19 protein-coding genes, 1 tRNA gene and 1 other RNA gene are annotated in these 23,367 nt (G+C 34.6%); 17 read left to right on the plus strand and 4 right to left on the minus strand.

Annotated features, from left to right (window positions below; translation table 11 throughout):
* The 4 genes from HMPREF2715_RS06555 to HMPREF2715_RS06570 all read left to right on the plus strand — a co-directional run.
* Positions 1-323, plus strand: a 323-nt coding sequence (locus tag HMPREF2715_RS06555) for a DDE-type integrase/transposase/recombinase (protein WP_141757446.1), incomplete at its 5' end; no start/stop codon positions are given.
* A 228-nt stretch (positions 324-551) separates the two neighbouring features.
* Complete coding sequence (locus tag HMPREF2715_RS06560; RefSeq protein ID WP_070839677.1) at positions 552-1,448, plus strand: PLP-dependent cysteine synthase family protein; 897 nt, start codon at positions 552-554, stop codon at positions 1,446-1,448.
* A gap of 2 nt (positions 1,449-1,450) precedes the next feature.
* Entirely contained in the window at positions 1,451-2,596 is a 1,146-nt protein-coding gene (locus HMPREF2715_RS06565) for a bifunctional cystathionine gamma-lyase/homocysteine desulfhydrase (protein ID WP_070839680.1), read from the plus strand.
* A 438-nt stretch (positions 2,597-3,034) separates the two neighbouring features.
* A complete protein-coding gene (locus HMPREF2715_RS06570; RefSeq protein ID WP_070442197.1) occupies positions 3,035-4,024 on the plus strand; it encodes a LysM peptidoglycan-binding domain-containing protein in 990 nt (329 codons plus the stop codon).
* 63 nt (positions 4,025-4,087) lie between these two features.
* On the opposite strand, the gene HMPREF2715_RS06575 is transcribed toward HMPREF2715_RS06570, so the two are convergent.
* Positions 4,088-4,366: a hypothetical protein gene (locus HMPREF2715_RS06575; protein WP_011276795.1), complete on the minus strand. Its 279-nt coding sequence runs from the start codon at positions 4,364-4,366 to the stop codon at positions 4,088-4,090.
* A gap of 128 nt (positions 4,367-4,494) precedes the next feature.
* Between HMPREF2715_RS06575 and HMPREF2715_RS06580 the strand changes: the two genes are divergently transcribed.
* Both HMPREF2715_RS06580 and HMPREF2715_RS06585 read left to right on the plus strand, forming a co-directional pair.
* Positions 4,495-4,884 (plus strand): NUDIX hydrolase, encoded by a 390-nt coding sequence (locus tag HMPREF2715_RS06580; RefSeq protein WP_070839683.1) that lies wholly within the window; start codon positions 4,495-4,497, stop codon positions 4,882-4,884.
* A 7-nt stretch (positions 4,885-4,891) separates the two neighbouring features.
* The gene (locus HMPREF2715_RS06585; protein WP_070839686.1) at positions 4,892-5,356 is read left to right on the plus strand and encodes a GNAT family N-acetyltransferase; all 465 of its coding nucleotides are present in this window, start codon (positions 4,892-4,894) and stop codon (positions 5,354-5,356) included.
* 97 nt (positions 5,357-5,453) lie between these two features.
* Here HMPREF2715_RS06585 and HMPREF2715_RS06590 read toward each other — a convergent pair whose 3' ends face one another.
* The 3 genes from HMPREF2715_RS06590 to gltC form a co-directional block, all read right to left on the minus strand.
* Positions 5,454-6,263, minus strand: coding sequence for a YibE/F family protein (locus tag HMPREF2715_RS06590; RefSeq protein WP_070839689.1), 810 nt, complete (start codon positions 6,261-6,263; stop codon positions 5,454-5,456).
* Positions 6,260-7,342 (minus strand): YibE/F family protein, encoded by a 1,083-nt coding sequence (locus HMPREF2715_RS06595; protein ID WP_070839697.1) that lies wholly within the window; start codon positions 7,340-7,342, stop codon positions 6,260-6,262. Before HMPREF2715_RS06595 ends, HMPREF2715_RS06590 begins: the two co-directional genes overlap by 4 nt.
* 158 nt (positions 7,343-7,500) lie before the next feature.
* A complete protein-coding gene (gene gltC, locus HMPREF2715_RS06600) occupies positions 7,501-8,388 on the minus strand; it encodes a glutamate biosynthesis transcriptional regulator GltC (RefSeq protein ID WP_037552580.1) in 888 nt (295 codons plus the stop codon).
* 163 nt (positions 8,389-8,551) lie between these two features.
* On the opposite strand from gltC, the gene gltB reads away from it, so the two are divergent.
* The 11 genes from gltB (at position 8,552) to recR (ending at position 22,943) form a co-directional block, all read left to right on the plus strand.
* Positions 8,552-13,072: a glutamate synthase large subunit gene (gene gltB, locus HMPREF2715_RS06605; protein WP_070839691.1), complete on the plus strand. Its 4,521-nt coding sequence runs from the start codon at positions 8,552-8,554 to the stop codon at positions 13,070-13,072.
* 18 nt (positions 13,073-13,090) lie between these two features.
* Positions 13,091-14,554, plus strand: a complete 1,464-nt coding sequence (locus HMPREF2715_RS06610) for a glutamate synthase subunit beta (RefSeq protein WP_070632439.1) — start codon at positions 13,091-13,093, stop codon at positions 14,552-14,554.
* 112 nt (positions 14,555-14,666) lie between these two features.
* Positions 14,667-14,759 (plus strand) — tRNA-Ser (locus HMPREF2715_RS06615).
* 198 nt (positions 14,760-14,957) lie between these two features.
* On the plus strand, positions 14,958-16,406 hold the full coding sequence (gene treP / locus HMPREF2715_RS06620; RefSeq protein ID WP_070442185.1) for a PTS system trehalose-specific EIIBC component: 1,449 nt from the start codon (positions 14,958-14,960) through the stop codon (positions 16,404-16,406).
* Positions 16,407-16,499: 93 nt separating this feature from the next.
* Positions 16,500-18,134: an alpha,alpha-phosphotrehalase gene (gene treC, locus HMPREF2715_RS06625; RefSeq protein WP_070839694.1), complete on the plus strand. Its 1,635-nt coding sequence runs from the start codon at positions 16,500-16,502 to the stop codon at positions 18,132-18,134.
* Positions 18,135-18,154: 20 nt separating this feature from the next.
* Positions 18,155-18,892, plus strand: coding sequence for a trehalose operon repressor (gene treR, locus HMPREF2715_RS06630; RefSeq protein WP_070442179.1), 738 nt, complete (start codon positions 18,155-18,157; stop codon positions 18,890-18,892).
* Positions 18,893-18,982: 90 nt separating this feature from the next.
* An RNA gene (ffs, locus tag HMPREF2715_RS06635) (signal recognition particle sRNA large type) lies at positions 18,983-19,252 on the plus strand.
* Positions 19,253-19,558: 306 nt separating this feature from the next.
* Positions 19,559-20,086 (plus strand): GNAT family N-acetyltransferase, encoded by a 528-nt coding sequence (locus HMPREF2715_RS06640; RefSeq protein WP_070442177.1) that lies wholly within the window; start codon positions 19,559-19,561, stop codon positions 20,084-20,086.
* Positions 20,087-20,154: 68 nt separating this feature from the next.
* On the plus strand, positions 20,155-21,870 hold the full coding sequence (gene dnaX, locus HMPREF2715_RS06645; RefSeq protein WP_070442174.1) for a DNA polymerase III subunit gamma/tau: 1,716 nt from the start codon (positions 20,155-20,157) through the stop codon (positions 21,868-21,870).
* Between the two features lie 152 nt (positions 21,871-22,022).
* On the plus strand, positions 22,023-22,340 hold the full coding sequence (locus tag HMPREF2715_RS06650) for a YbaB/EbfC family nucleoid-associated protein (RefSeq protein WP_001213992.1): 318 nt from the start codon (positions 22,023-22,025) through the stop codon (positions 22,338-22,340).
* Positions 22,341-22,346: 6 nt separating this feature from the next.
* Positions 22,347-22,943 (plus strand): recombination mediator RecR, encoded by a 597-nt coding sequence (gene recR, locus HMPREF2715_RS06655; RefSeq protein ID WP_070442172.1) that lies wholly within the window; start codon positions 22,347-22,349, stop codon positions 22,941-22,943.
* Positions 22,944-23,367: the final 424 nt, after the last annotated feature.

The raw sequence follows: 23,367 nt of genomic DNA on the forward strand, positions 1-23,367 counted from the left end.
AACGTCTCATTAAACAATTTGGTAAACCTCAAAAAGTAATTACAGATCAGGCACCTTCAACGAAGGTCGCAATGGCTAAAGTCGTTAAAGCTTTTAAACTTAAAACTGACTGTCATTGTACATCGAAATATCTGAATAATCCCATTGAGCAAGATTACCGTCATATTAAAGTAAGAAAAACAAGATATCAAAGTATCAATACGTCAAAGAATACTTTAAAAGGTATTGAATGTATTTACGCTCTATATAAAAAGAACCGCAGGTCTCTTCAGATCTACGGATTTTCGCTATGCCACGAAATTAGGCATATGTTAGCCAGTTAAGGGAACAACAACATGATAAAAAGGTAATTAGCTATATTTTTCTAACTTTGCAACAAAACCTATAATTACATGGAAAAGTTTAAAATTTGCAGTTTTGCATAAATCTAAGGATTATCGTATAATTCATAGTGATTGAGTAAGGATTACAAACGAAATTTGGGGTTGATGAATACTATAAACAGAAGGTAGGTTGAGTCAAAGCGAGTAAGAGCGCTTTAGATAATTAATATGATTGCATTTGACTTAATAGGACAAACACCACTCGTATTACTGGAAAGTTTTAGCGATGAGAACGTTCAGATTTATGCTAAATTAGAGCAATTCAATCCAGGTGGTAGTGTGAAAGATAGACTAGGTAAATACCTTGTTGAAACAGCCATAAAAGAAGGTCGAGTTTCTTCGGGGGGTACGATTGTTGAAGCTACAGCAGGAAATACTGGAATAGGACTTGTAATTGCTGCCAATCGGTATCATTTAAAATGTGTTATTTTTGCGCCAGAGGGCTTTTCTGAAGAAAAAATATCAATTATGCGTGCATTAGGCGCAGATATTAAACGTACGCCTAAAGATGAAGGCATGATTGGTGCACAAACTAAAGCAAGAAGCTACGCCCAAGAATTTGGGGCGATATATATGAACCAATTTGAAACGGAACATAATCCAGCGGCATATACGCATACGTTAGGTAAACAACTGACTGATACTTTGCCAAACATAGACTACTTTGTTGCAGGCGTGGGTTCAGGAGGTACGTTTACAGGAGTTGCACAACATCTTAAAAAATATAGTGTAGAGAATGTGATTGTTGAACCAGAAGGCTCAATATTAAATGGTGGCGAAGCACATTCACATGATATTGAAGGTATTGGTTCAGAAAAATGGGCCATCTTTTTGGAACGAAGTTTAGTAGATCAAATTATTACAGTAAGTGATAAAGATGGCTTTGACAACGTTAAACGTTTAGCACAACAAGAAGGATTATTAGTAGGTAGCTCATCAGGCGCTGCTTTACAAGGTGCTTTAGACATTAAAAATCAAATCGATAAGGGCGTTATTGTAACCATTTTTCCAGATGGAAGCGATCGTTATATGTCGAAAAAAATATTTGAATACAAAGGAGAATAATGATGAAGAAAAAAACACAAATGATTCATGGTGGACATACAACAGATGACTTTACAGGTGCAGTTACGACACCTATTTACCAAACAAGTACGTATTTACAAGACGAGATTGGTGACTTAAGACAGGGATACGAGTACTCTCGTACAGCTAACCCAACACGTACAGCGATTGAAAGTGTTATTGCTAATTTAGAAAATGGTAAACATGGTTTTGCTTTTGGTTCAGGTATGGCGGCTATCAGTGCGGTCATCATGTTGTTAGATAAAGGTAATCATCTTATTTTAAATTCTGATGTGTATGGTGGAACTTATCGTGCATTAACTAAAGTATTTACACGTTATGGCATCGATGTTGATTTCGTAGATACAACTCATATTGAAAATGTCAAAGACTATATTAAACCAGAAACTAAAATGTTATATGTAGAAACACCATCAAATCCATTATTACGTGTAACAGATATTAAACGTACAGCAGAAATTGCAAAAGAAAATAATTTAATTTCAGTAGTAGATAATACATTTATGACACCTTACTATCAAAATCCATTAGACTTCGGTATTGATATTGTTTTACATTCAGCTACTAAATATATTGGTGGTCATAGTGATGTTGTAGCTGGTTTGGTTGCAACTGCAGATGACGAGTTAGGAGAACGTTTAGCCTTTATTTCAAATTCAACAGGTGGTGTTCTTGGACCACAAGATAGTTATTTATTAGTTCGTGGTATTAAAACATTAGGATTACGTATGGAACAAATTAATCGTAATGTTGAAGCTATTGTTGAAATGTTACAAAATCATCCATCAGTTCAACAAGTATTCCATCCAAGTATTAAAGACCATTTAAACCATGATATTCATGCCGCTCAAGCAAGTGGTCATACAGGCGTGGTTGCTTTTGAAGTAAAAGATACTGAAGCAGCAAAACAACTTATTCGTAAAACAAACTACTTCACATTAGCTGAAAGTTTAGGTGCAGTTGAAAGTTTAATTTCAGTACCTGCTTTAATGACACATGCATCTATCCCTGCTGATGTCCGTGCTAAAGAAGGTATCACTGATGGACTCGTACGTTTATCAATCGGTATTGAAGATACAGATGATTTAGTTGAAGACTTAAAACAAGCCATTGATACTTTGAACTAAATCAAATGAGTTAAGACAAAATAATATTTTAATTCTACATTATAGTTAGAATTAACTGACTGAGGATAGAAGGTATCTTTTCTCAGTTAGAATCAACCATATAGGGGTGGGACAATCAATTTTGTTCCACCCTATTAATTTTAAATAAAAGTTAAATCTCAATAGTTGAGAATGTGTTATACACTTATGAAAAGTAAATTATATTTCTATGCATATTATTTAAAATTCAAAAGTAGTGTACAAAAAATTCATAGATATGTAATCAAATTGAAATGGAATATCATGTCGAATTGTATTAATTTAGTATAAGTACACTACTTGAACGGATAAAAGAAAGAAGTATGTAATAAAGATTTAATACAGATGAGTGTCTGGTACAACTAGAAGTAAGTGGTAAGTAACCCAATGAACAAGCATAAGATTAAGGAGGCGCTTTGTATGAATAAAAAAATTCTAGCAACAGCAGTATTAGGGACAGGAGCACTTAGTACATTATTTGCTCATCAAGCTGAAGCATCAACAACGCACACAGTTCGAAGTGGTGAATCTTTATGGTCTATTTCACACCATTATGGTATCACTGTATCTAAATTAAAATCATTAAATGGCTTATCATCAAATCTTATTTTTCCAAACCAAGTATTAAAAGTTTCGGGATCTTCTAATTATTCAAGTCGTTCAAATTACGGTAATTCAAGTAGTACATATACTGTTAGAGCAGGGGATAGTTTATCATCTATCGCTAGTCGATATGGTACAACATATCGTCATATTATGAATTTAAATGGATTAAATAGCTTTTTAATTTTCCCTGGTCAACAATTAAAAGTATCTGGGTCTGTAAGTTCAAATTCACACTCAAGTTATAATTCAAATAGTGGTGGTTCATCAAGTACTTATACAGTACGTTATGGGGATTCACTATCATCTATTGCTAGCCGATATGGTACAACATATCAACATATTATGAGATTAAATGGATTAAATAATTTCTTTATTTATCCTGGTCAAAAATTAAGAATTAGTGGTTCAGCTTCTTCAAACACTTACTCAACGCGTTCAGCACAATCAACGTATTATTCATCACCAGTATTTAATCATAGAAATTTATATGATTGGGGACAATGTACATGGCATGTGTTTAATCGTCGTGCTGCTATTGGAAAAGGTATTAGTACTTATTGGTGGAATGCTAATAACTGGGATAATGCTGCAGCTAGAGATGGGTATCGTATTGATGGTAACCCAACAGTAGGTTCAATTGCACAATCAGATGCCGGTTATTATGGTCATGTAGCATTTGTAGAACGTGTTAATAGCAATGGTAGTATTTTAGTTTCAGAAATGAACTTTAGTGCGAGTCCAGGTATTTTAACATATCGTACAATCCCTGCTTATCAAGTACGCAATTATAAATTTATTCATTAATTTATCAAAAAAAAGCTAATCAAAATGAAGTATACTTTACTTCTTTTGATTAGCTTTTTTATCTTATTGGAAATTATAGTCTTCTTTAACTTTTCTAAAGCTTGAAGCTAAACGTGTAACATTAATAATGAATGATACGAATGACGTTAGCTTACGGAATTTGTAAGGAGATTTCATTGATACTACGAAATCTAAGAGTGTGCCTACAGTGCTTAGGCCTAAAGATAAATAAACTAGATTTTTATTTTTCGCGTCGAATTTAATACCGTTATAACCATCTACGATAAAGCCTGCTGTACTAACTAAATTTGAAACGCGCGTTAATTTTGATTTTTTTGCCATGAATAATACCCTCCGAAATATCTAAATGTCATCAAATAATCATTTAGTATATTATTATATGTTAACATCATACTAAAATAACATATATTTTTGAAGTACAAAACATTTCGTTAAAAAGGTGTGATTATATGATAAAGTGTGTTTGTTTTGTGGAGGAAACAGAGAACCAAATCTTATTAGTACAAGTAAGAAATAGAGAGAAGTATTATTTCCCGGGTGGTAAAATTGATGAAGGTGAAACGCAATTAGAAGCGATACAAAGGGAAGTAAAAGAGGAACTACAATTAGAGTTTCCACAAGAGGATTTCACATATATTGGAACGGTCATAGGAGATGCATACCCGCAAACGAACATGCTAACAGAACTAAATGGATTTAAACTTCAACAAGAAATTGACTGGAATAACGTTGAAATTGACAATGAAATTACTGATATACGTTGGTTCGATAAATCTGAAACAATGTTAATAGCACCCGCTGTTATAAAGTGGATTGAAACATTTTCAGAGAGAAAGTAGGGGCATCATGGAAATTCGACCATATTCAATTCAAGATTACCCGTTATTAGATGTATTTGAAATATTACCAGAAGATAGAAAATTCACTCGGACACCTATCCATAATATTGATTTAGCTAAAGGAGACGACGAGCGTCACCCGACTCTTGTTATGAGGGATAATCAATGTGTAGGATTCTTTACTTTACATGAAGGTCAGGGTGTTAAATCATATAGTGACAATAATAAAGCTATATTTTTCCGTTCATTTAGTGTGGATGCACGATATCGTGGTCAAGGTCTTGGAAAAGCAGTGATTCAACAACTACCAAGCTATATAAAGTCAACATTTCCTTACATTAATGAAATAATATTAACTGTGAATACTGACAACGACAAAGCCATCGGATTATATAAACAAGTCCAATATTCTATTACTGGAGATGCAATTTTAGAAGGGCGACCAGTTTACGTTATGAATTTTAAAATATAGATGCTTATAAATAAACAAGCCAGTGAATGAATTTATCAAGACTCATTTACTGGCTATTTTTGAGAGAACTGTGTCCCACCTATTATATTTTTATAAGTTAATTTTTAAAATTTTGATCCGTGGATTGCGAAGAAATTTCAGAATGCTTTTGATTAAATTTAGGATGTTTAATTAATAAAGCTGTAATCCATGCCGTAATCGGGATACTAAGCGCTACGGCAATTCCACCTAGTAAGATAGAAATAAATTCTTGAGCAAATATTTTTGAGTTAATGATATGTCCGAAAGAATAATGTAATTGGAAAAACCAAAAGAATAATGTCAATTGACCACCAAAATAAGCTAAATATATCGTATTGGCAGAAGTTGCTAGAATTTCTCTACCTACACGCATGCCTGATTGGAACAATGCCTTACGTGAAAGGGTGGGGTTGGTTTCATTAAGTTCATACATTGGAGAACTTATAGTTATGGTTAAGTCGATGACCGCTGCAATTACTGCTAAAATGACTGTAAATACTGAGAATTGAACCATATCAATACCGATATTCATTGAAAAAATATATGTTTCGTCTTGTTGTTCTGTTGTAAAGCCTTGTAAGTGACCGATACTTATTGATAGATAAATACCGACTATTAAGAGAATGGTAGTAATTATTGTAGCAATAAAAGCTGCTTTGGTCTTAATGTTATAACTATTTAAAATAAATAAGTTACATGCGGCAATGACAATGCAAAAAACTAGTGAAACTAGGTATATAGGTGTTCCAAATAAGATGAACACAATACTAATTAGCAGGATAATAAAATTTAAGAATAATGTTAAGTATGAGATTAAGCCTTTTTTACCGCCAAAAATGAGCATTAAAATTAATAAAATTAGTGCTAGTAGGACGACTGCATTCATCTTGTCACACCCTTCCATTTCATCCACATAACCATCAAACTAATTGTAATTGGAATCGTTAGAACGATACCAATACCACCAGTTAAAGCACGAATAATTTCTAAAGACCAGTTCATCGAAATCGTATACGTAAATGTGTTAGCATTTTTTAAATAGATTAAGAAAATCGGTAGACTTCCAGATAAGTAAGAGAAAAGTAAAATGTTCGTCATTGTACCCATGATATCTTGTCCTATATTACGACCTGCTAAAGCCCAACGTGATAAAGAAATGTTAGGTGTACGTTGTAATATTTCATACATACCGCTTGATATTGTAATAGCAACATCCATCACTGCACCTAATGATCCTATAAGTACAGAAGCTAAAAATATATCTTTAGGTGGCAGCGTTAAAAAACTCATTGTTTCATATTTAATACCAGCACCATTGGTTAACTGAATAATAATTTGAGTGATACCAATACATAAAAATGTACCTAATAAAGTACCGACTGTTGTAATCCAAGTGCGCATGTGCCAACCAGTGACGAGCAATAACGTGACAATGGTGGAGAAAATAATCGCCACACTCATCAAATTGAATAGATTAGTAGATGGATGTTTATCATGAATTGCAATAGCTATCAAGATAGCACTAGTGTTAAAGATGAGTGACAGAATAGATTGTAAGCCTACATTACGTCCTACTAGTAAGAGAGACATAATAAATATACCTGCGATTGCTACAGTTAAACTATCGCGTTTTTTCTCTAAGATAGTTGCATCTTTAGGACTATTTTGAATATGCATTAGCACCTTGTTATTTTTGCTAAAGTGCTCTGAATCTGCTTGAGATTTAACATATGTATTGTCTATCGTAGTTGATTCGCCTTTAAATTTTCCATTTAATATCTTTATTGTTAAATGCTGTTTGTATTTAAAATCTGTATTATGTTGCTCATCAACAATCTTTTGAGCGTTACTTGTTTCTACATGAGTAACTTTACCGATAGGTGTATTGTAGAAACTAGCATTGAAAAACGTAAAGATAAAAGCACCGATAATAAGTACACCAATTAGAACTATGATGCGATTCATCACGCGATGACTAGAATTGTTGCGTTTTTGTGCATTCACTAATTTAACCCTCATTTATAAATCAAATTCTATTCTTAATTAAGTCAGAGTGATTATACGCTCTTCAGCATTATTATTCAAATAGTATCCATTTAATTATCGAATACCTCTTTATAACATTAGTGGTATGTAGATACTTTGCTTAAAAGTTGATGTATTAAATTCGATAAATTAAGTATATCAACTTTTTTATTATCCTTTTTAAAGACGGCGCAAAATGATCGCTTTAATTCTGTATGGCCTAACGAAATATCACATAATTCATCTTTATCATTTTCTAAAGATAAATAATCTGGCAAGATAACATAACCACGTTGATGTTTAAGTAAATAATTCGCTAAAGATTTAGAACCAACTATATTAACTGGCAGCTTTAAAGTGTGCTGTAAACGACTTTCAATTGTCGATGCCAAAGGTTTTAAAGTGAATAGTTGTGTTTTGGCAAATTGTGTTAGCGGAGGATTGATCGATAAAGCAATGACGTCATCTTTAGGTACATAAATATGATATGTTTCCTCAAATAATGGTTTTAATGATAGATTAGTATTCTTCTGAAGTTCGGCGTTAATTTCAACTAGGCCAATATCTATTTTGCCAGTATAAAGTGCCTCGGAAATATCAGATGATGACATAATATGAGGAACGATGATGCTATCATATTGTCGTTCAAATGCTTGGATAATCGCAGTAATCATTTGAGAAATATAGCTTTCCTCAAAACCAATATTCAGAACACGTGCATTTTTATGATTTGTTTGTTGAAATAACGCTACCGTTTCATCTAATTGCTCTAAAATTTGCGTAGCTTGATTGAGTAAAGCTTTACCATGTGAGGTTAAATGAATATTTCTCCCTTGTCTATTGAATAACGTTACTTGCAATTCCTGTTCTAATAATGTAATTTGCCGACTTATTGCAGATTGGGCTATGTTCAACTCAAGTGCTGCTTCAGAGATGTGTTCTCTACGTGCTACTTCTACAAAATATTTTAATTGTTTAATTTCCATATACATGCCCCTTCCAACTTTTCAAATTTACCTATTAGTATTAATTATTCTAATTATTAGAATAAAGTCATCTAATTAATATATTGTTCAGATAAATATTTTACATTATATTAATTATTATTAACAGTAAATTTTCTGAAAATTCTCAAAAGGAGTGGGCATCATGTTTGATGAAAAATTAAAAAGAGGATTATACGATTACCGTGAGGAACATGATGCATGCGGTATTGGGTTTTACGCAAACATGAATAATTTAAGGTCACACGATATCATCGAAAAATCACTTGAAATGTTGCGTCGTCTTGATCATCGTGGCGGTGTTGGCGCAGATGGTATAACAGGTGATGGTGCCGGTATTATGACCGAAATACCATTTCAATTTTTTAAAGCTCATGTCAATTTAGACTTACCTAACGAGGGAGATTATGCGGTAGGTCTTTTTTTCTCTAATGAAAAGATTCAAGGTACGAAACATGAAACGCAATTCAATGACTACTTTCAAAGTGAAGGTTTAAAGGTAATTGGCTATCGTGATGTGCCTGTCGATGTTAATGCAGTGGCACCTCATGTTGCGTCTACGATGCCACACATTCAACAAGTGTTTATTGATAATAGATCTATTGAAACACCGGTTAAACCATTGTATATAGCGAGAAAGCAAATAGAGCAATATGCAGAACGACAAGGTTTAGGGCTTTATTTCACAAGTTTATCGCATAAGACAATTGTTTATAAAGGTTGGTTACGCTCAGATCAAATTAAGAAACTATATCTAGATTTAAATCACGAAGACTATCAATCTAAACTAGGACTTGTTCATTCAAGGTTTAGTACAAATACGTTCCCGAGTTGGAAGCGTGCGCATCCAAACCGATTATTGATGCACAATGGTGAAATTAATACGATTAAAGGTAATGTTAATTGGATGAGAGCACGACAAAGACAATTAATTCAAACATTATTTGGCGAAGAACATACTAAAATACAAAACATTGTTGATGAAGATGGTAGTGATTCAGCGATTGTAGATAATGCGTTAGAATTTTTATCATTAGCGATGGAACCCGAAGAAGCAGCGATGTTGCTTATACCTGAACCATGGTTATACAACAAAGAAAATGATGCCAATGTTCGTGCGTTCTATGAGTTTTATAGCTATTTAATGGAACCATGGGATGGACCAACGATGATTTCATTCTGTAATGGAGATAAAATTGGTGCATTAACTGACCGAAATGGATTACGACCAGGTCGTTACACAATTACAAAAGATAATTTTATTGTTTTTTCATCAGAGGTGGGTGTAGTAGATGTACATGAAGACAATGTTACTTATAAAGGACAGCTCAATCCTGGGAAGTTATTACTTGTAGACTTTGAGTCTCATAAAGTGGTTGAAAATAATGAATTAAAAGTTCGAATTGCCAATCAATATCCATACAAAGAATGGTTGGAAAGCCACAAAGTGGACCTAAACTTAGAAGCCCAAACGTATCATCAACCTTTATTAAACAATAAGACATTATTTAAGTTGCAGCGTCAATTTGGATATACGAAAGAAGATATCTATAAATATATGTCTGAATTAGTGATAGGTAAGAAAGATCCAATTGGTGCTATGGGTTACGATGCGCCACTTGCGGTATTAAATGAAAGACCAGAGTCCCTATTTAATTACTTTAAACAATTATTTGCACAGGTAACTAACCCACCTATTGATGCTTATCGCGAAAAGATAGTAACAAGTGAGTTATCTTATTTAGGTGGAGAAGGTAATTTGTTCCATCCTGATGAAACAGTATTAGACCGTATTCAACTGGCAAAACCCGTCCTAACTTTAACGCAATTAGATAAGATTAAACAGAGTAAGTTTAACGTGAAACACTTATCTACACTATATCAAGATAACCTTAAAGAGGCATTGGAAAGACTGGGTGAAACGGCGATACAAGCCACTCGAGATGGTCATACTATATTAGTTCTTGATGATAGTGAACTTATTGATAATGATGATGAAAGTAAAGTGAAAGAACAACGCTACGCTATGCCAATGCTATTAGCTATCAGTCATATTCATCAGTTATTAATCAGAGAAGGTCTACGTATGGATACTAGCTTAGTGGCACTATCTGGAGAAACGCGTGAAGTTCATCATGTAGCATGCTTATTAGGCTATGGTGCAAATGCTGTTATTCCATATCTAGCTCAGCATACTATTGCACATTTAACTGAAACACATCGTTTAGAAGGCGCCGTTTCCGACAACGTTGAAACTTATACACGTGTGTTATCAGAGGGTGTTATTAAAGTGATGGCGAAGATGGGTATCTCTACTGTTCAAAGTTATCAAGGGGCTCAAATCTTTGAAGCGATTGGTCTATCTCAAGAAGTGATTGATGACTATTTCACTGGAACACAGTCTAAGTTATCAGGGCTAAGCATTCAACAAATTGATACTGAAAATAAAATGTGTCAACAAAGACATAATGAGTACCTAGATTCAGGAAGTGTCTTCCAATGGCGACAACAAGGTCAACATCATGTGTTTAATCCTACAACAATTCATTTGTTACAACATGCATGTCGTGAGAATGATTATACACAGTTTAAATCTTTTTCTAATGCTGTACATGATCAGAGAAATGATCATCTACGTGATTTATTAGAATTTAAAGCACAGCAGCCGATTCATATTAGTGAGGTTGAGTCAGTAGAGACCATTGTTAAACGTTTTAATACGGGGGCAATGAGCTATGGTTCTATTTCTGAAGAAGCGCATCAAACATTAGCACAAGCTATGAATAAACTAGGTGGTAAAAGTAATAGTGGTGAAGGTGGAGAAAATCCTAAACGCTATGAAATCCAAGAAGACGGTAGTGTGTTATCAAGCGCTATCAAGCAAGTCGCTTCTGGCCGTTTTGGTGTGACTAGTAATTATTTGCAACATGCAAAAGAGTTACAAATTAAAGTTGCTCAAGGTGCTAAGCCAGGAGAAGGAGGACAGTTACCGGGCTCAAAAGTATATCCTTGGATTGCTGAGACACGGGGTTCAACGCCAGGTATAGGATTGATTTCACCTCCACCACATCACGATATTTACTCAATTGAAGACTTAGGACAATTAATTCATGACTTAAAGAATGCAAACAGAAGCGCTGATGTAGCAGTTAAATTAGTTTCGAAAACAGGTATCGGAACCATTGCATCGGGTGTCGCTAAAGCATTTGCAGATAAAATCGTCGTGAGTGGATATGATGGTGGTACAGGTGCATCTCCTAAGACGAGTATTCAACACGCCGGTTTACCTTGGGAACTTGGTTTAGCTGAAACGCATCAAACATTGAAATTAAATCAATTACGTAGTCGTGTTCGTTTAGAAACAGATGGTAAGTTGATGACAGGTAGAGATGTTGCATTAGCATGTGCACTAGGTGCCGAAGAATTTGGATTCGCGACTGCACCATTAGTTGTTTTAGGGTGCATCATGATGCGCGTTTGTCATAATGATACATGTCCAGTAGGTATCGCGACTCAGAACAAAGATTTAAGAGCGTTGTTTAGAGGTAAGGCTGACCACGTTGTTAACTTTATGCATTTTATTGCTGAAGAGTTAAGAGAGGTCTTAGCATCGTTAGGACTACGAACAGTTGAAGAATTGGTTGGACGTACCGACTTGTTACAACGCTCAAGTCGAATTGATGAACAATCAAAAGCAGCAACATTAGACATTGATAAGTTATTGGATTCAGTTGATGGCCCTAACTCAAAAGAAATTAATCAAAATCATCATTTAGATATAGGTTTCGATTTAAATTACCTATATAAAGATGCTAAACAAAGTATTGAGGATGGAAAATTATTTAAAGGGAATTATGTGATTAATAATGAACAACGAGATGTAGGTGTTATCACAGGAAGTTACATTACTCAGTGTCACGGTATTAAAGGGTTACCAGAGGGGACAATTGTAGCTAAAACACATGGTCATGCTGGACAAAGCTTAGCGGCATTCGCACCATCAGGATTGTTAGTACAACATACAGGTGATGCAAATGATTACGTTGGTAAAGGGTTATCTGGTGGTACTGTTGTGATTAAGGCACCAAATAAACAACGCGAACGTGAAATTATTGCTGGGAATGTATGTTTCTATGGTGCTTCAAAAGGTAAAGCCTTTATTAATGGTAGTGCTGGCGAACGTTTTTGTATTAGAAACAGTGGTGTTGATGTAGTAGTAGAAGGTATCGGTGATCATGGTTTGGAATATATGACTGGAGGACATGTAGTCAATTTAGGAGATGTAGGTAAGAACTTCGGTCAAGGTATGAGCGGAGGCGTTTGTTACGTATTTCCAAATAATCTCGAATTATTCAAACGTAAAAACCAATTACCAACCCTAGCTTTTGAGAGAGTGACACACAAAGAGGAGAAAGCGTTACTTAAAACAATGTTAGAGGAACATTATCGTTATACCCAAAGTACAAAAGCAGCGGCAATTTTAAATGATTTTGAACATGTGGCAGACAAAGTTATTAAAGTGATTCCAAAAGATTATGAACTAATGATGCAAAAAATTGAATTACAAAGTCGTCGTTTACCACAACTTGATGATGCTAAACTGGCAGCATTCTATGATGAACGTAAGACAATTGAACAAGAATTACAGCCAGCAGTTATTTACTAAAGAAAGGAGAGGTCTGTTATGGGTGAGTTTAAAGGATTTATGAAATATGAAAAGCAATCATTATCTGAACTGTCTTTAGTTGAACGCCTAAAACATCATGATGCGTTTCAACAACGTTTTTCACGTGATGAAGCGTCTGTTCAAGGCGCGCGATGTATGGATTGTGGGACACCATTCTGTCAAACAGGTCTTCCTTTCGGTAGAGAAACCATTGGTTGCCCTATTGGTAATTATATTCCTGAGTGGAATGATTTGGTTTATCGCCAGGATTTCAAAGCTGCATATCAACGTTTAAGTGAAACAAATAATTTTCCTGAATTTACAGGACGTGTTTGTCCTGCACCTTGCGAACAATCTTGTGTTATGAAGATTAATCGTGAATCAGTCGCAATTAAAGGGATAGAACGCACAATTATTGATGAAGCATATGATAACGGTTGGGTTAAACCTAAATATCCTAAGCAAAGGTTAGAACAATCTGTAGCGATTGTTGGGAGTGGTCCTGCAGGCCTCTCTGCAGCTGAAGAGCTCAATTACATGGGTTATCAAGTGACGGTGTTTGAAAGAGCCGCAGAAGCGGGTGGTTTATTAATGTATGGAATTCCCAATATGAAATTAGATAAGGATGTTGTGCGTCGCCGTATTACACTGATGACAGAAGCAGGTATTACATTTAAAACGAATACCAACATTGGTGTGGATATCTCACGCGAAGAATTAGAACAGACATATGACGCTATTATCTTATGTACAGGAGCTCAAAAAGCACGTGACTTGCCATTAGAAGGACGTATGGGTCAAGGTATTCACTTTGCTATGGATTATTTAACCGAGCAGACTCAATTACTAAATGGTGAAATTGACGAACCAACTATTACGGCTAAAGGAAAAAATGTAATCATCATCGGTGCTGGTGATACTGGCGCGGATTGTGTTGCTACTGCCTTACGTGAAAATTGTAAGTCAATTGTGCAATTTAACAAATATACGAAAGCACCTGAAGAAATTGCGTTTGAAAGTAATACGTCGTGGCCACTTGCATTACCTGTTTTCAAAATGGATTATGCTCATAAAGAATATGAAGCACGTTTCGGTAGAGAGCCTCGCGCTTATGGTGTTCAAACTATGCGATATGATGTTGATCATATTGGTAATGTGCGTGGTGTATATACACAAATCTTAGAGGAAACACCAGAAGGAATGGTTGTCGTAGATGGAACTGAAAGACATTGGCCAGCAGATCTTGTTCTTTTATCGATAGGCTTCGAAGGTACCGAACCTACAGTACCCAAATCTTTTGATATTGCTACACAACAAAATAAAATCATCGCCAACGATAAAGATTATCGCACTAATAAAGAAAAAATATTTGCCGCTGGGGATGCGAGAAGAGGTCAAAGTCTTGTAGTTTGGGCAATTAAAGAAGGACGTGCTGTTACTCAATCTGTCGATAAATTCTTGAAACAAAAGGTATTCGTGTAAGTTACTTTAAAAATAAGATAGTAATGAAAATAAAATGGATATTTTTACACTTTAAACTTAAAAGTAATTGACTTCCGATGAACCGTGGTATATGATATTTATTGTGTTCATTGGAGGAATACCCAAGTCCGGCTGAAGGGATCGGTCTTGAAAACCGACAGGGCCTTAACGGGCCGCGGGGGTTCGAATCCCTCTTCCTCCGCCATTATAATTAAAATCCAAGACTAATAAATATAAAAAAGACAAGTACTCAATTTATAACATATTGAGTACTTGTCTTTTTTATTGCCTCCGAAGTCAGTGATAAATTTAATGCACAAATTAGCACACAATAATGAAAACCTTTACATAACTTGTCTAGACAAGTTATACTTGAGTTATTATAAACAAGGGAGTGAAGGGTGTGGCTGTAAAAAGAAAAGACGTGCAGGACATCGTTAAAGCAATTGGTGGGAAAGAAAATATTGACACTGCAACACATTGTGTTACTCGATTGCGTTTAGTTTTAAAAGATGACAATAAAGTCGACAAAGATGCACTAGACGACAACGCACTTGTCAAAGGCCAATTTAAAGCGGATAACCAATACCAAATTGTTATTGGGCCTGGTACTGTAGACGAAGTATATAAGCAATTTATTCAAGAAACGGGTGTAGAAGAATCGTCAAAAGATGATGCAAAAGCTGCTGCATCGAAGAAAGGTAATCCGTTACAACGACTTATAAAATTATTGGGAGATATTTTTATACCGATTTTACCGGCATTAGTTACAGCGGGTCTTTTAATGGGGATTAATAATTTACTTACCATGAAAGACTTATTTGGTCCTAAACCACTTGTGGAACAGTTTCCGCAGTTAGGTGATATATCAAATATTATTAACGTAATTGCAAGTACAGCATTTATCTTCTTACCAGCTTTAATTGGTTGGAGTAGTATGAAAGTGTTTGGTGGCAGTCCTATTTTGGGATTGGTACTAGGGCTTATTTTGATGCATCCACAATTAGTCTCACAATACGATATTGCTAAAGGACATATTCCGACATGGAATCTTTTTGGTTTAGAAATTAAGCAATTAAATTATCAAGGTCAAGTGTTGCCTGTTTTAATTGCGGCCTATGTCTTATCACTCATTGAAAAAACATTAAATAAAGTTGTTCATGATTCTATTAAAATGTTGGTTGTTGGACCAGTAGCGCTACTCGTAACAGGTTTCTTAGCATTTATTATTATTGGTCCGATTGCACTTGCAGTAGGTACAGGTATAACTGGAGCAGTACAATTTGTCTTTGAGCACGCTGGTTGGTTAGGCGGTGCACTTTATGGTTTCTTCTATGCACCACTTGTTATTACAGGATTACACCATATGTTCTTAGCAGTAGATTTCCAATTAATGGGTAGTAAACTAGGTGGTACATATTTATGGCCTATCGTTGCGATTTCTAATATTTGCCAAGGTTCGGCTGCTTTTGGAGCATGGTTTATTTATAAACGACGTAAAATGGTAAAAGAAGAAGGTTTAGCATTAACTTCAGGTGTATCATCATTTTTAGGTGTTACAGAGCCTGCAATGTTTGGTGTAAACTTACCGTTAAAAGTACCTTTCTTCGCTGCTATTTGTACATCAAGCGTTTTAGGTGCCATTATTGGCGCTAATAAGGTGTTAGGCAGTGTTGGTGTAGGTGGTGTTCCAGCATTCATATCAATCCACAGTGAATTTTGGTTCATTTATATACCAGTCACATTACTTGCCATGGTGATACCAGCTATTTTGACAATCATCTTTGCAAGATTTACAACAATTAAAGCTAAAAAAATGGTGGCAACGCCAGACGAAGCTGTAGCGAAATAATTAATACAAATGAAGACGTTCAAATTTCACTTGTTAAGTGTTTGAGCGTCTTTAATGCATATAAAACTATAATTAAATGGAAGGTGACTATCTATGGCACATAAAGATTGGAAGCAATCGGTAGTTTATCAAATTTATCCTAAATCATTTAACGACACTACAGGTAATGGTGAGGGTGATATAAATGGCATTATTGAGAAGTTGGACTATATTCAATATTTAGGCGTCGATTATATTTGGCTAACTCCTGTTTATGAATCCCCAATGAATGATAATGGGTACGATATTAGTAATTATTTAAAAATAAATGAACGCTTTGGTACATTGGAAGATCTTGAAACTTTAATAAGCGAAGCGCATAAGCGTGATTTAAAAGTCATGTTAGATATAGTTATTAATCATACATCTACAGAACACCAATGGTTTAAAGAAGCGATTAGTTCTAAAGATAACCTTTATCGTGATTATTATTACTTCAAGCCTTCCCAAGATGGCCCTCCAACTAATTGGGAATCTAAGTTTGGTGGAAATGCTTGGCAATATGATGAGAAGACGGATGAATATTATTTACATTTATTTGATGTTACACAAGCAGATTTAAATTGGGATAATGAAAAGGTTAGACAATCTTTATATGAGGTTGTTAATCATTGGATTCAATTTGGTGTAGATGGTTTCCGCTTTGATGTAATTAATCTTATTTCAAAAGGTGAATTTAAAGATTCACCACAAATTGGTAAAGAATTTTATACTGACGGTCCACGTGTACATGAATATCTCCATGAACTTAATCGTCATACGTTTGGTGATAAAGATATGATGACGGTAGGAGAAATGTCCTCTACAACAATTGATAACTGTATCAATTATACAAGACCAGATCGACAAGAGTTAAGTAGTGTCTTTAATTTCCATCATTTAAAAGTAGATTATGTCGATGGAGAAAAGTGGTCGAACGCTAAATTAGACTTTTTAAAATTAAAAGAAATTTTGATGGATTGGCAAATTGGAATATTTGAAGGTGGAGGATGGAATGCGATTTTCTGGTGTAATCATGATCAGCCACGCGTTGTTTCTCGTTTTGGCGATGATTCTACAGAAGAGAATCGTCAAGCAAGTGCTAAAATGTTGGCAATCGCATTACACATGTTGCAAGGAACACCTTATATCTATCAAGGTGAAGAAATTGGCATGACAGATCCACACTTTGATTCTATTCAGCAATATCGCGATGTCGAGTCGCGTAATGCTTACGATAATCTAGTGCAACAAGGTATTGATGAAAATGAAGTTCTAACAATTTTAGGTCAAAAATCACGTGACAATTCTAGAACACCTATTCAATGGACATCGGAGAAACAAGCAGGTTTCACTTCAGGTACGCCATGGATTGATATTCCTAACAATACAGAACACATTAATGTAGAAGCGGCAATCGAAGATACTACCTCTGTACTACACACGTATCGCGAACTTATCAAATTACGTCATGAACACGATATCATCACGTATGGTGATATCGAGCCGATGTATATGGAACATCCACAGTTATTCATTTATCGTCGAAATTATGACAACCAAACGTGGCTAGTCGTTGCTAACTTTTCAAAAGAAACAATAAAATTACCTGAAGACCTTAATAGTGAGGGGACGACGATAATTCAAAGCGGTACAATAGAAAATGGTGAAATATCTCCATTTGGTGCAGTAGTGATTAATGTTCAATAAAAAGTAAATAGGTTGATGTAATGGAGAAACAAATCGCAACACAAAAATTCATAACAATATATGAACAACTTAAACAACGAATACATGAGGGCGAATATACATACGGACAACAACTACCTTCAGAACATGAATTATTAACGCTGTACGGAGCGTCACGTGAGACTGTTAGAAAAGCATTAGATTTATTAGCAAATGATGGCATGATTCAAAAAATTAGGGGTAAGGGGTCCATTGTAATAGATCAAGGTATCACGGAGTTTCCGTTCTCAGAATTGATTAGCTTCAAAGAAGTGCAAGAGGAACTTGGTCTCAAGCATGAAACGGAAGTGCTCATTAACGAATTGGTTAAAGCAAACTCAGTTCCTCATGTTAAAAAGCAATTGAATATTAGTAATGATGATGTACTAATCCATGTAGTACGCACGAGAAATGTCAATCAAAAGGTCAAAATTTTGGATGAAGATTACTTTTTAACTTCAATAGTATCCGATATTTCGAATTCAGTGGCAAAAGATTCTATATATCATTACTTAGAAACGCAATTAGGATTAGATATCAGTTATTCAAGTAAGTCGATTACCTTTGAGCCTTTTACTGAAAGAGAATATGATGTTTTTGGGAAAATACAACCGCCATATACCGCAACAGTGAGAAGTGTCGTTTATTTAAATAATACGATGCCATTCCAATACAATGTGTCGAAGCATTTAGCGACAGAGTTTAAATTCCAAGAATTTTCAAGACGACACAAATTATAAGATGAAATTGTACTGGTTTCGATTCATTGAATTACTAATTGAAACTTTACGCTTGCAATCTGAAGAAAGTTTATAGTATTATAAAACTTACCGTGCTAGGTGGGGAGGTAGCGGTTCCCTGTACTCGAAATCCGCTTTATGCGAGACTTAATTCCTTTGTTGAGGGTGTGTTTTTGTGAAGTCTGCCCGAAGCACGTAGTGTTTGAAGATTTCGGTCCTATGCAATATGAACCCATGAATCATGTCAGGTCCTGACGGAAGCAGCATTAAGTGGATCCTCATATGTGCCGTAGGGTAGCCGAGATTTAGCTGTCGACTTCGGTAACGTTTGTGATACACACTCGATTCGAAGGTGTACGGTTTTTTAATATTTTAAACTAACCGAGACAAATAAAATTTTAAATATAAATTTAAGTGAGGAGTAGGACAGGAATTTTTATGAATTCATTGTCCTGCCCTGGCAAGATTGACTAAAATTAAAAATGCTTGTTATAAGTGTAGTTTTAATTCAGTCAACTACTGCCAATATATAATTATAGCCTGAGACATTGATTTTGTCCCAGGCTCGTTTTTTGTATAGAATATGTATGAATGAGTATAAAATGGGAAAGTGGTTTGTTCGAATATAAAATGGGGACCGCTCGGACTAATCAAAGGGGTGTCATTATGCGACTGTTCTTAAGTACATTAACTGAAATGGATTATATTGAAACATTAAATAAGATTGAATCAAGTTACGATGACAAAGGTCAAGGTGTTGGTCAAAAGCAAAGAGAACTCATTTCAAGATTACGCAGAGCATTAAACTATAATTATGAACTTGAAGTGATTGCAAAAAATGAAGCTGGCGATATTATAGGGCACATCATGCTCAGTGAAATTAACCTAAAGGCGGATGATCAACGGTACAAAGCTTTGGAATTAGCTTCTCTTATAGTAGATAAACCATATCGTAATGAGGGATTAGGTAAAGCTTTAGTTCAAGCTGTTGAAGAACGTGCTAAATCTCAACATTATACGACTATTGTTGTGGGATGTTGCCCGGCATATTTCGAAGAAGTAGGTTATGAACCGGCGGACAAACATAATATTTTTTCAAAAGAAACCAATCCATCCGCTTTGCGTGTGAAATTCTTATGGGATCAACTGGATGAATACCCCCATGGCATTGTTCAAGATGCTGATATGACTTAATAAATTCATTGAAACTTAGATGATAATGCGTGATATAATGTAGAGTAATTGTTAACGGAGGTGCGGATGTGAATTATCAAGCTTTGTATCGAATGTTTAGACCCCAAAGTTTCCAAGATGTTGTGGGTCAAGAACATGTAACTAAGACGTTACGTAACGCCATTTCCAAAGGTAAACAGTCTCATGCCTATATCTTTAGTGGGCCTCGTGGGACTGGTAAAACTAGTATTGCTAAAGTATTTGCTAAAGCGATAAACTGTTTAAATCCTCAAGACGGTGAACCATGTAATGAATGTGCGATATGTAAAGGCATTACACAAGGTACGAATGGTGATGTTATCGAAATTGATGCTGCGAGTAATAATGGTGTAGATGAGATTCGAAATATTAGAGATAAAGTGAAGTATGCACCTAGTGAGTCGAAATATAAAGTGTATATTATTGACGAGGTACATATGCTAACAACTGGGGCTTTTAATGCGCTATTAAAGACGCTTGAAGAACCACCAGCACATGCCATATTTATCCTTGCTACAACTGAACCACACAAAATCCCGCCTACAATTATTTCGCGTGCACAACGTTTTGACTTTAAAGCGATTGGTACTGAACAAATTACTGATCGTTTACGCTTTGTCGCTGAAGAACAACAGTTAGATTATGATAATGAAGCACTTGAGTTTATTGCGAAAGCATCTGAAGGTGGAATGCGAGATGCATTAAGTATCATGGACCAAGCTATCGCATTTGGTGATGAGCACCTTACGCTACAAGACGCATTAGACGTAACAGGTAGTGTAGATGAAGCGGCTTTAAATGAATTATTTAAAGATGTCGTTGATGGTAATGTTAAAAATGCATTTACACGCTATCATCAATTTATTTCTGAAGGAAAAGAAGTTAACCGTCTTATAAATGACATGATTTATTTTGTTCGCGATACAATTATGAATAAAACTGTAAATAATCACGCTGAATTTGATGCGTTAATGAATTTTGATTTAGACATGCTCTATCATATGATTGATATTATTAATGATACATTAGTTTCAATACGATTTAGTGTGAATCAAAATGTTCACTTTGAAGTACTATTAGTGAAAATTGCTGAAATGGTGAAATCACAACCTGATACCGTTACTAATGTAGCAACGACTCAAGTTGCATCACAACCTAATAACGAAGTGTTATTGCAACGTATGGAACAATTAGAAAATGAACTGAAAACACTTAAAGCACAAGGTATTGCTCAAGCAAGTTCTAAACAACAATCATCACAAGCAAACACACGTGGTAAACGTCAGAATAAAGGCACATTTTCAATGACAAATATTGCTAAGGTATTAGATGAAGCAAATAAAGAAGATATTCAATTATTGAAGAAACATTGGCTAGAAGTAGTAGATTATGCGAAAAAGAATGATAAAAAATCATTAGTAAGTTTATTACAAAACTCAATTCCTGTAGCTGCTAGTGAAAAACGAGTATTAATTCAATTTGATGAAGAAATTCACTGTGAAATTGTGAATAGAGATGATGAGAAAAGAACTAGCATTGAAAATGTAGTAAGAAATATCATCAATAAGAATGTTGAAGTAGTTGGGGTCCCTTCAGATCAATGGATGAGAGTGCGAACAGAATATATTAATAATAGAAAACAGTATGATAAAGAAGAACATCAAACGCCATCTGATGATAGAGAAGAGCAACAAGACACTGATGTAGCACAGAAAGCACGTGATTTATTTGGAGAAGAAACAGTTCATTTAATAGACGAAGAATAGAATTTATTTTATGAATAGAATGAACTTACTTTAGTTAGTGAATTGTCGAAATGGGTCATGAAACAGAGATACATGACAATAAATATAAACGTATGTATAATAAAATATAAATTAAAAGATAATGTCAATACATTCAAGGAGGAAATGATATTATGCGCGGTGGCGGAAATATGCAACAAATGATGAAACAAATGCAAAAAATGCAAAAGAAAATGGCTCAAGAACAAGAAAAATTAAAAGAAGAACGCATTGTAGGTACAGCTGGTGGTGGCATGGTAGCAGTTACAGTTACTGGTCATAAAGAAGTTGTAGATGTTGAAATTAAAGAAGAAGCAGTAGATCCAGATGATATTGAAATGCTACAGGATTTAGTTTTAGCAGCAACAAATGAAGCGATGAACAAAGCTGACGAATTAACTCAAGAACGTTTAGGTAAGCATACACAAGGCTTAAACATTCCGGGAATGTAATTATAGATGCATTATCCAGAACCGATATCTAAATTAATAGATAGTTTCATGAAACTGCCAGGCATTGGTCCCAAGACGGCTCAACGTCTGTCATTTCATACTTTAGATATGAAAGAAGACGATGTAGTCCAATTTGCTAAAGCATTGGTAGATGTTAAACGTGAGCTTACCTATTGTAGTGTATGTGGACATATAACTGAAAACGACCCTTGCTATATTTGCGAAGATAAGCAACGTGACCGTTCAGTTATATGTGTGGTCGAAGATGATAAAGATGTTATTGCAATGGAGAAGATGAGAGAATACAAAGGTCTCTATCATGTATTGCATGGATCTATCTCCCCGATGGATGGCATTGGGCCTGAAGATATTAATATCCCAACTTTAATAGATAGATTAAAAGATGAAGAGGTTAAAGAATTAATATTGGCAATGAATCCTAATTTAGAAGGTGAATCAACAGCAATGTATATATCTAGATTAGTGAAACCTATTGGAATTAAAGTAACTAGATTAGCTCAAGGACTTTCAGTAGGTGGAGATTTAGAATATGCAGATGAAGTTACTTTATCTAAAGCAATAGCTGGAAGAACAGAAATGTAAAATAGGATCGCTATTTACAAATTGTCAGTAAATATAGCTATTAAAGTTATATTTCGATTTGTAATAGCGATTTTTTAATTTATCTTAAAAAAATCGTAAATTTTTTAAAGTTTGTTATTTGAGTGAATAAAGTGTTGAATATAGGGTATTACATTCCAATTTCTTTTTTAAATACGAACAATAATTTATTTAAATATATATTTAGTTCGTTTATTAAGGTTTTATATAGATTTTTAATTATTGTTAGTGTAATTTTTACCATTGTTAAAACGACTGAAAACCTGTATAGTATATATTTGTTGAACGAAACAAATCAACGAACATTAAAACACTTCAAAAATTAATAAAAAAGTTATTGACTTTAAAGTTAATAACGAGTATAATTAATTTTTGTGGTAATAAAAATGAACATTGAAAACTGAAT

It is taken from the genome of Staphylococcus sp. HMSC062A01, from assembly GCF_001836805.1.
In the GTDB taxonomy this organism is placed as follows: Bacteria; Bacillota; Bacilli; order Staphylococcales; family Staphylococcaceae; genus Staphylococcus; species Staphylococcus haemolyticus.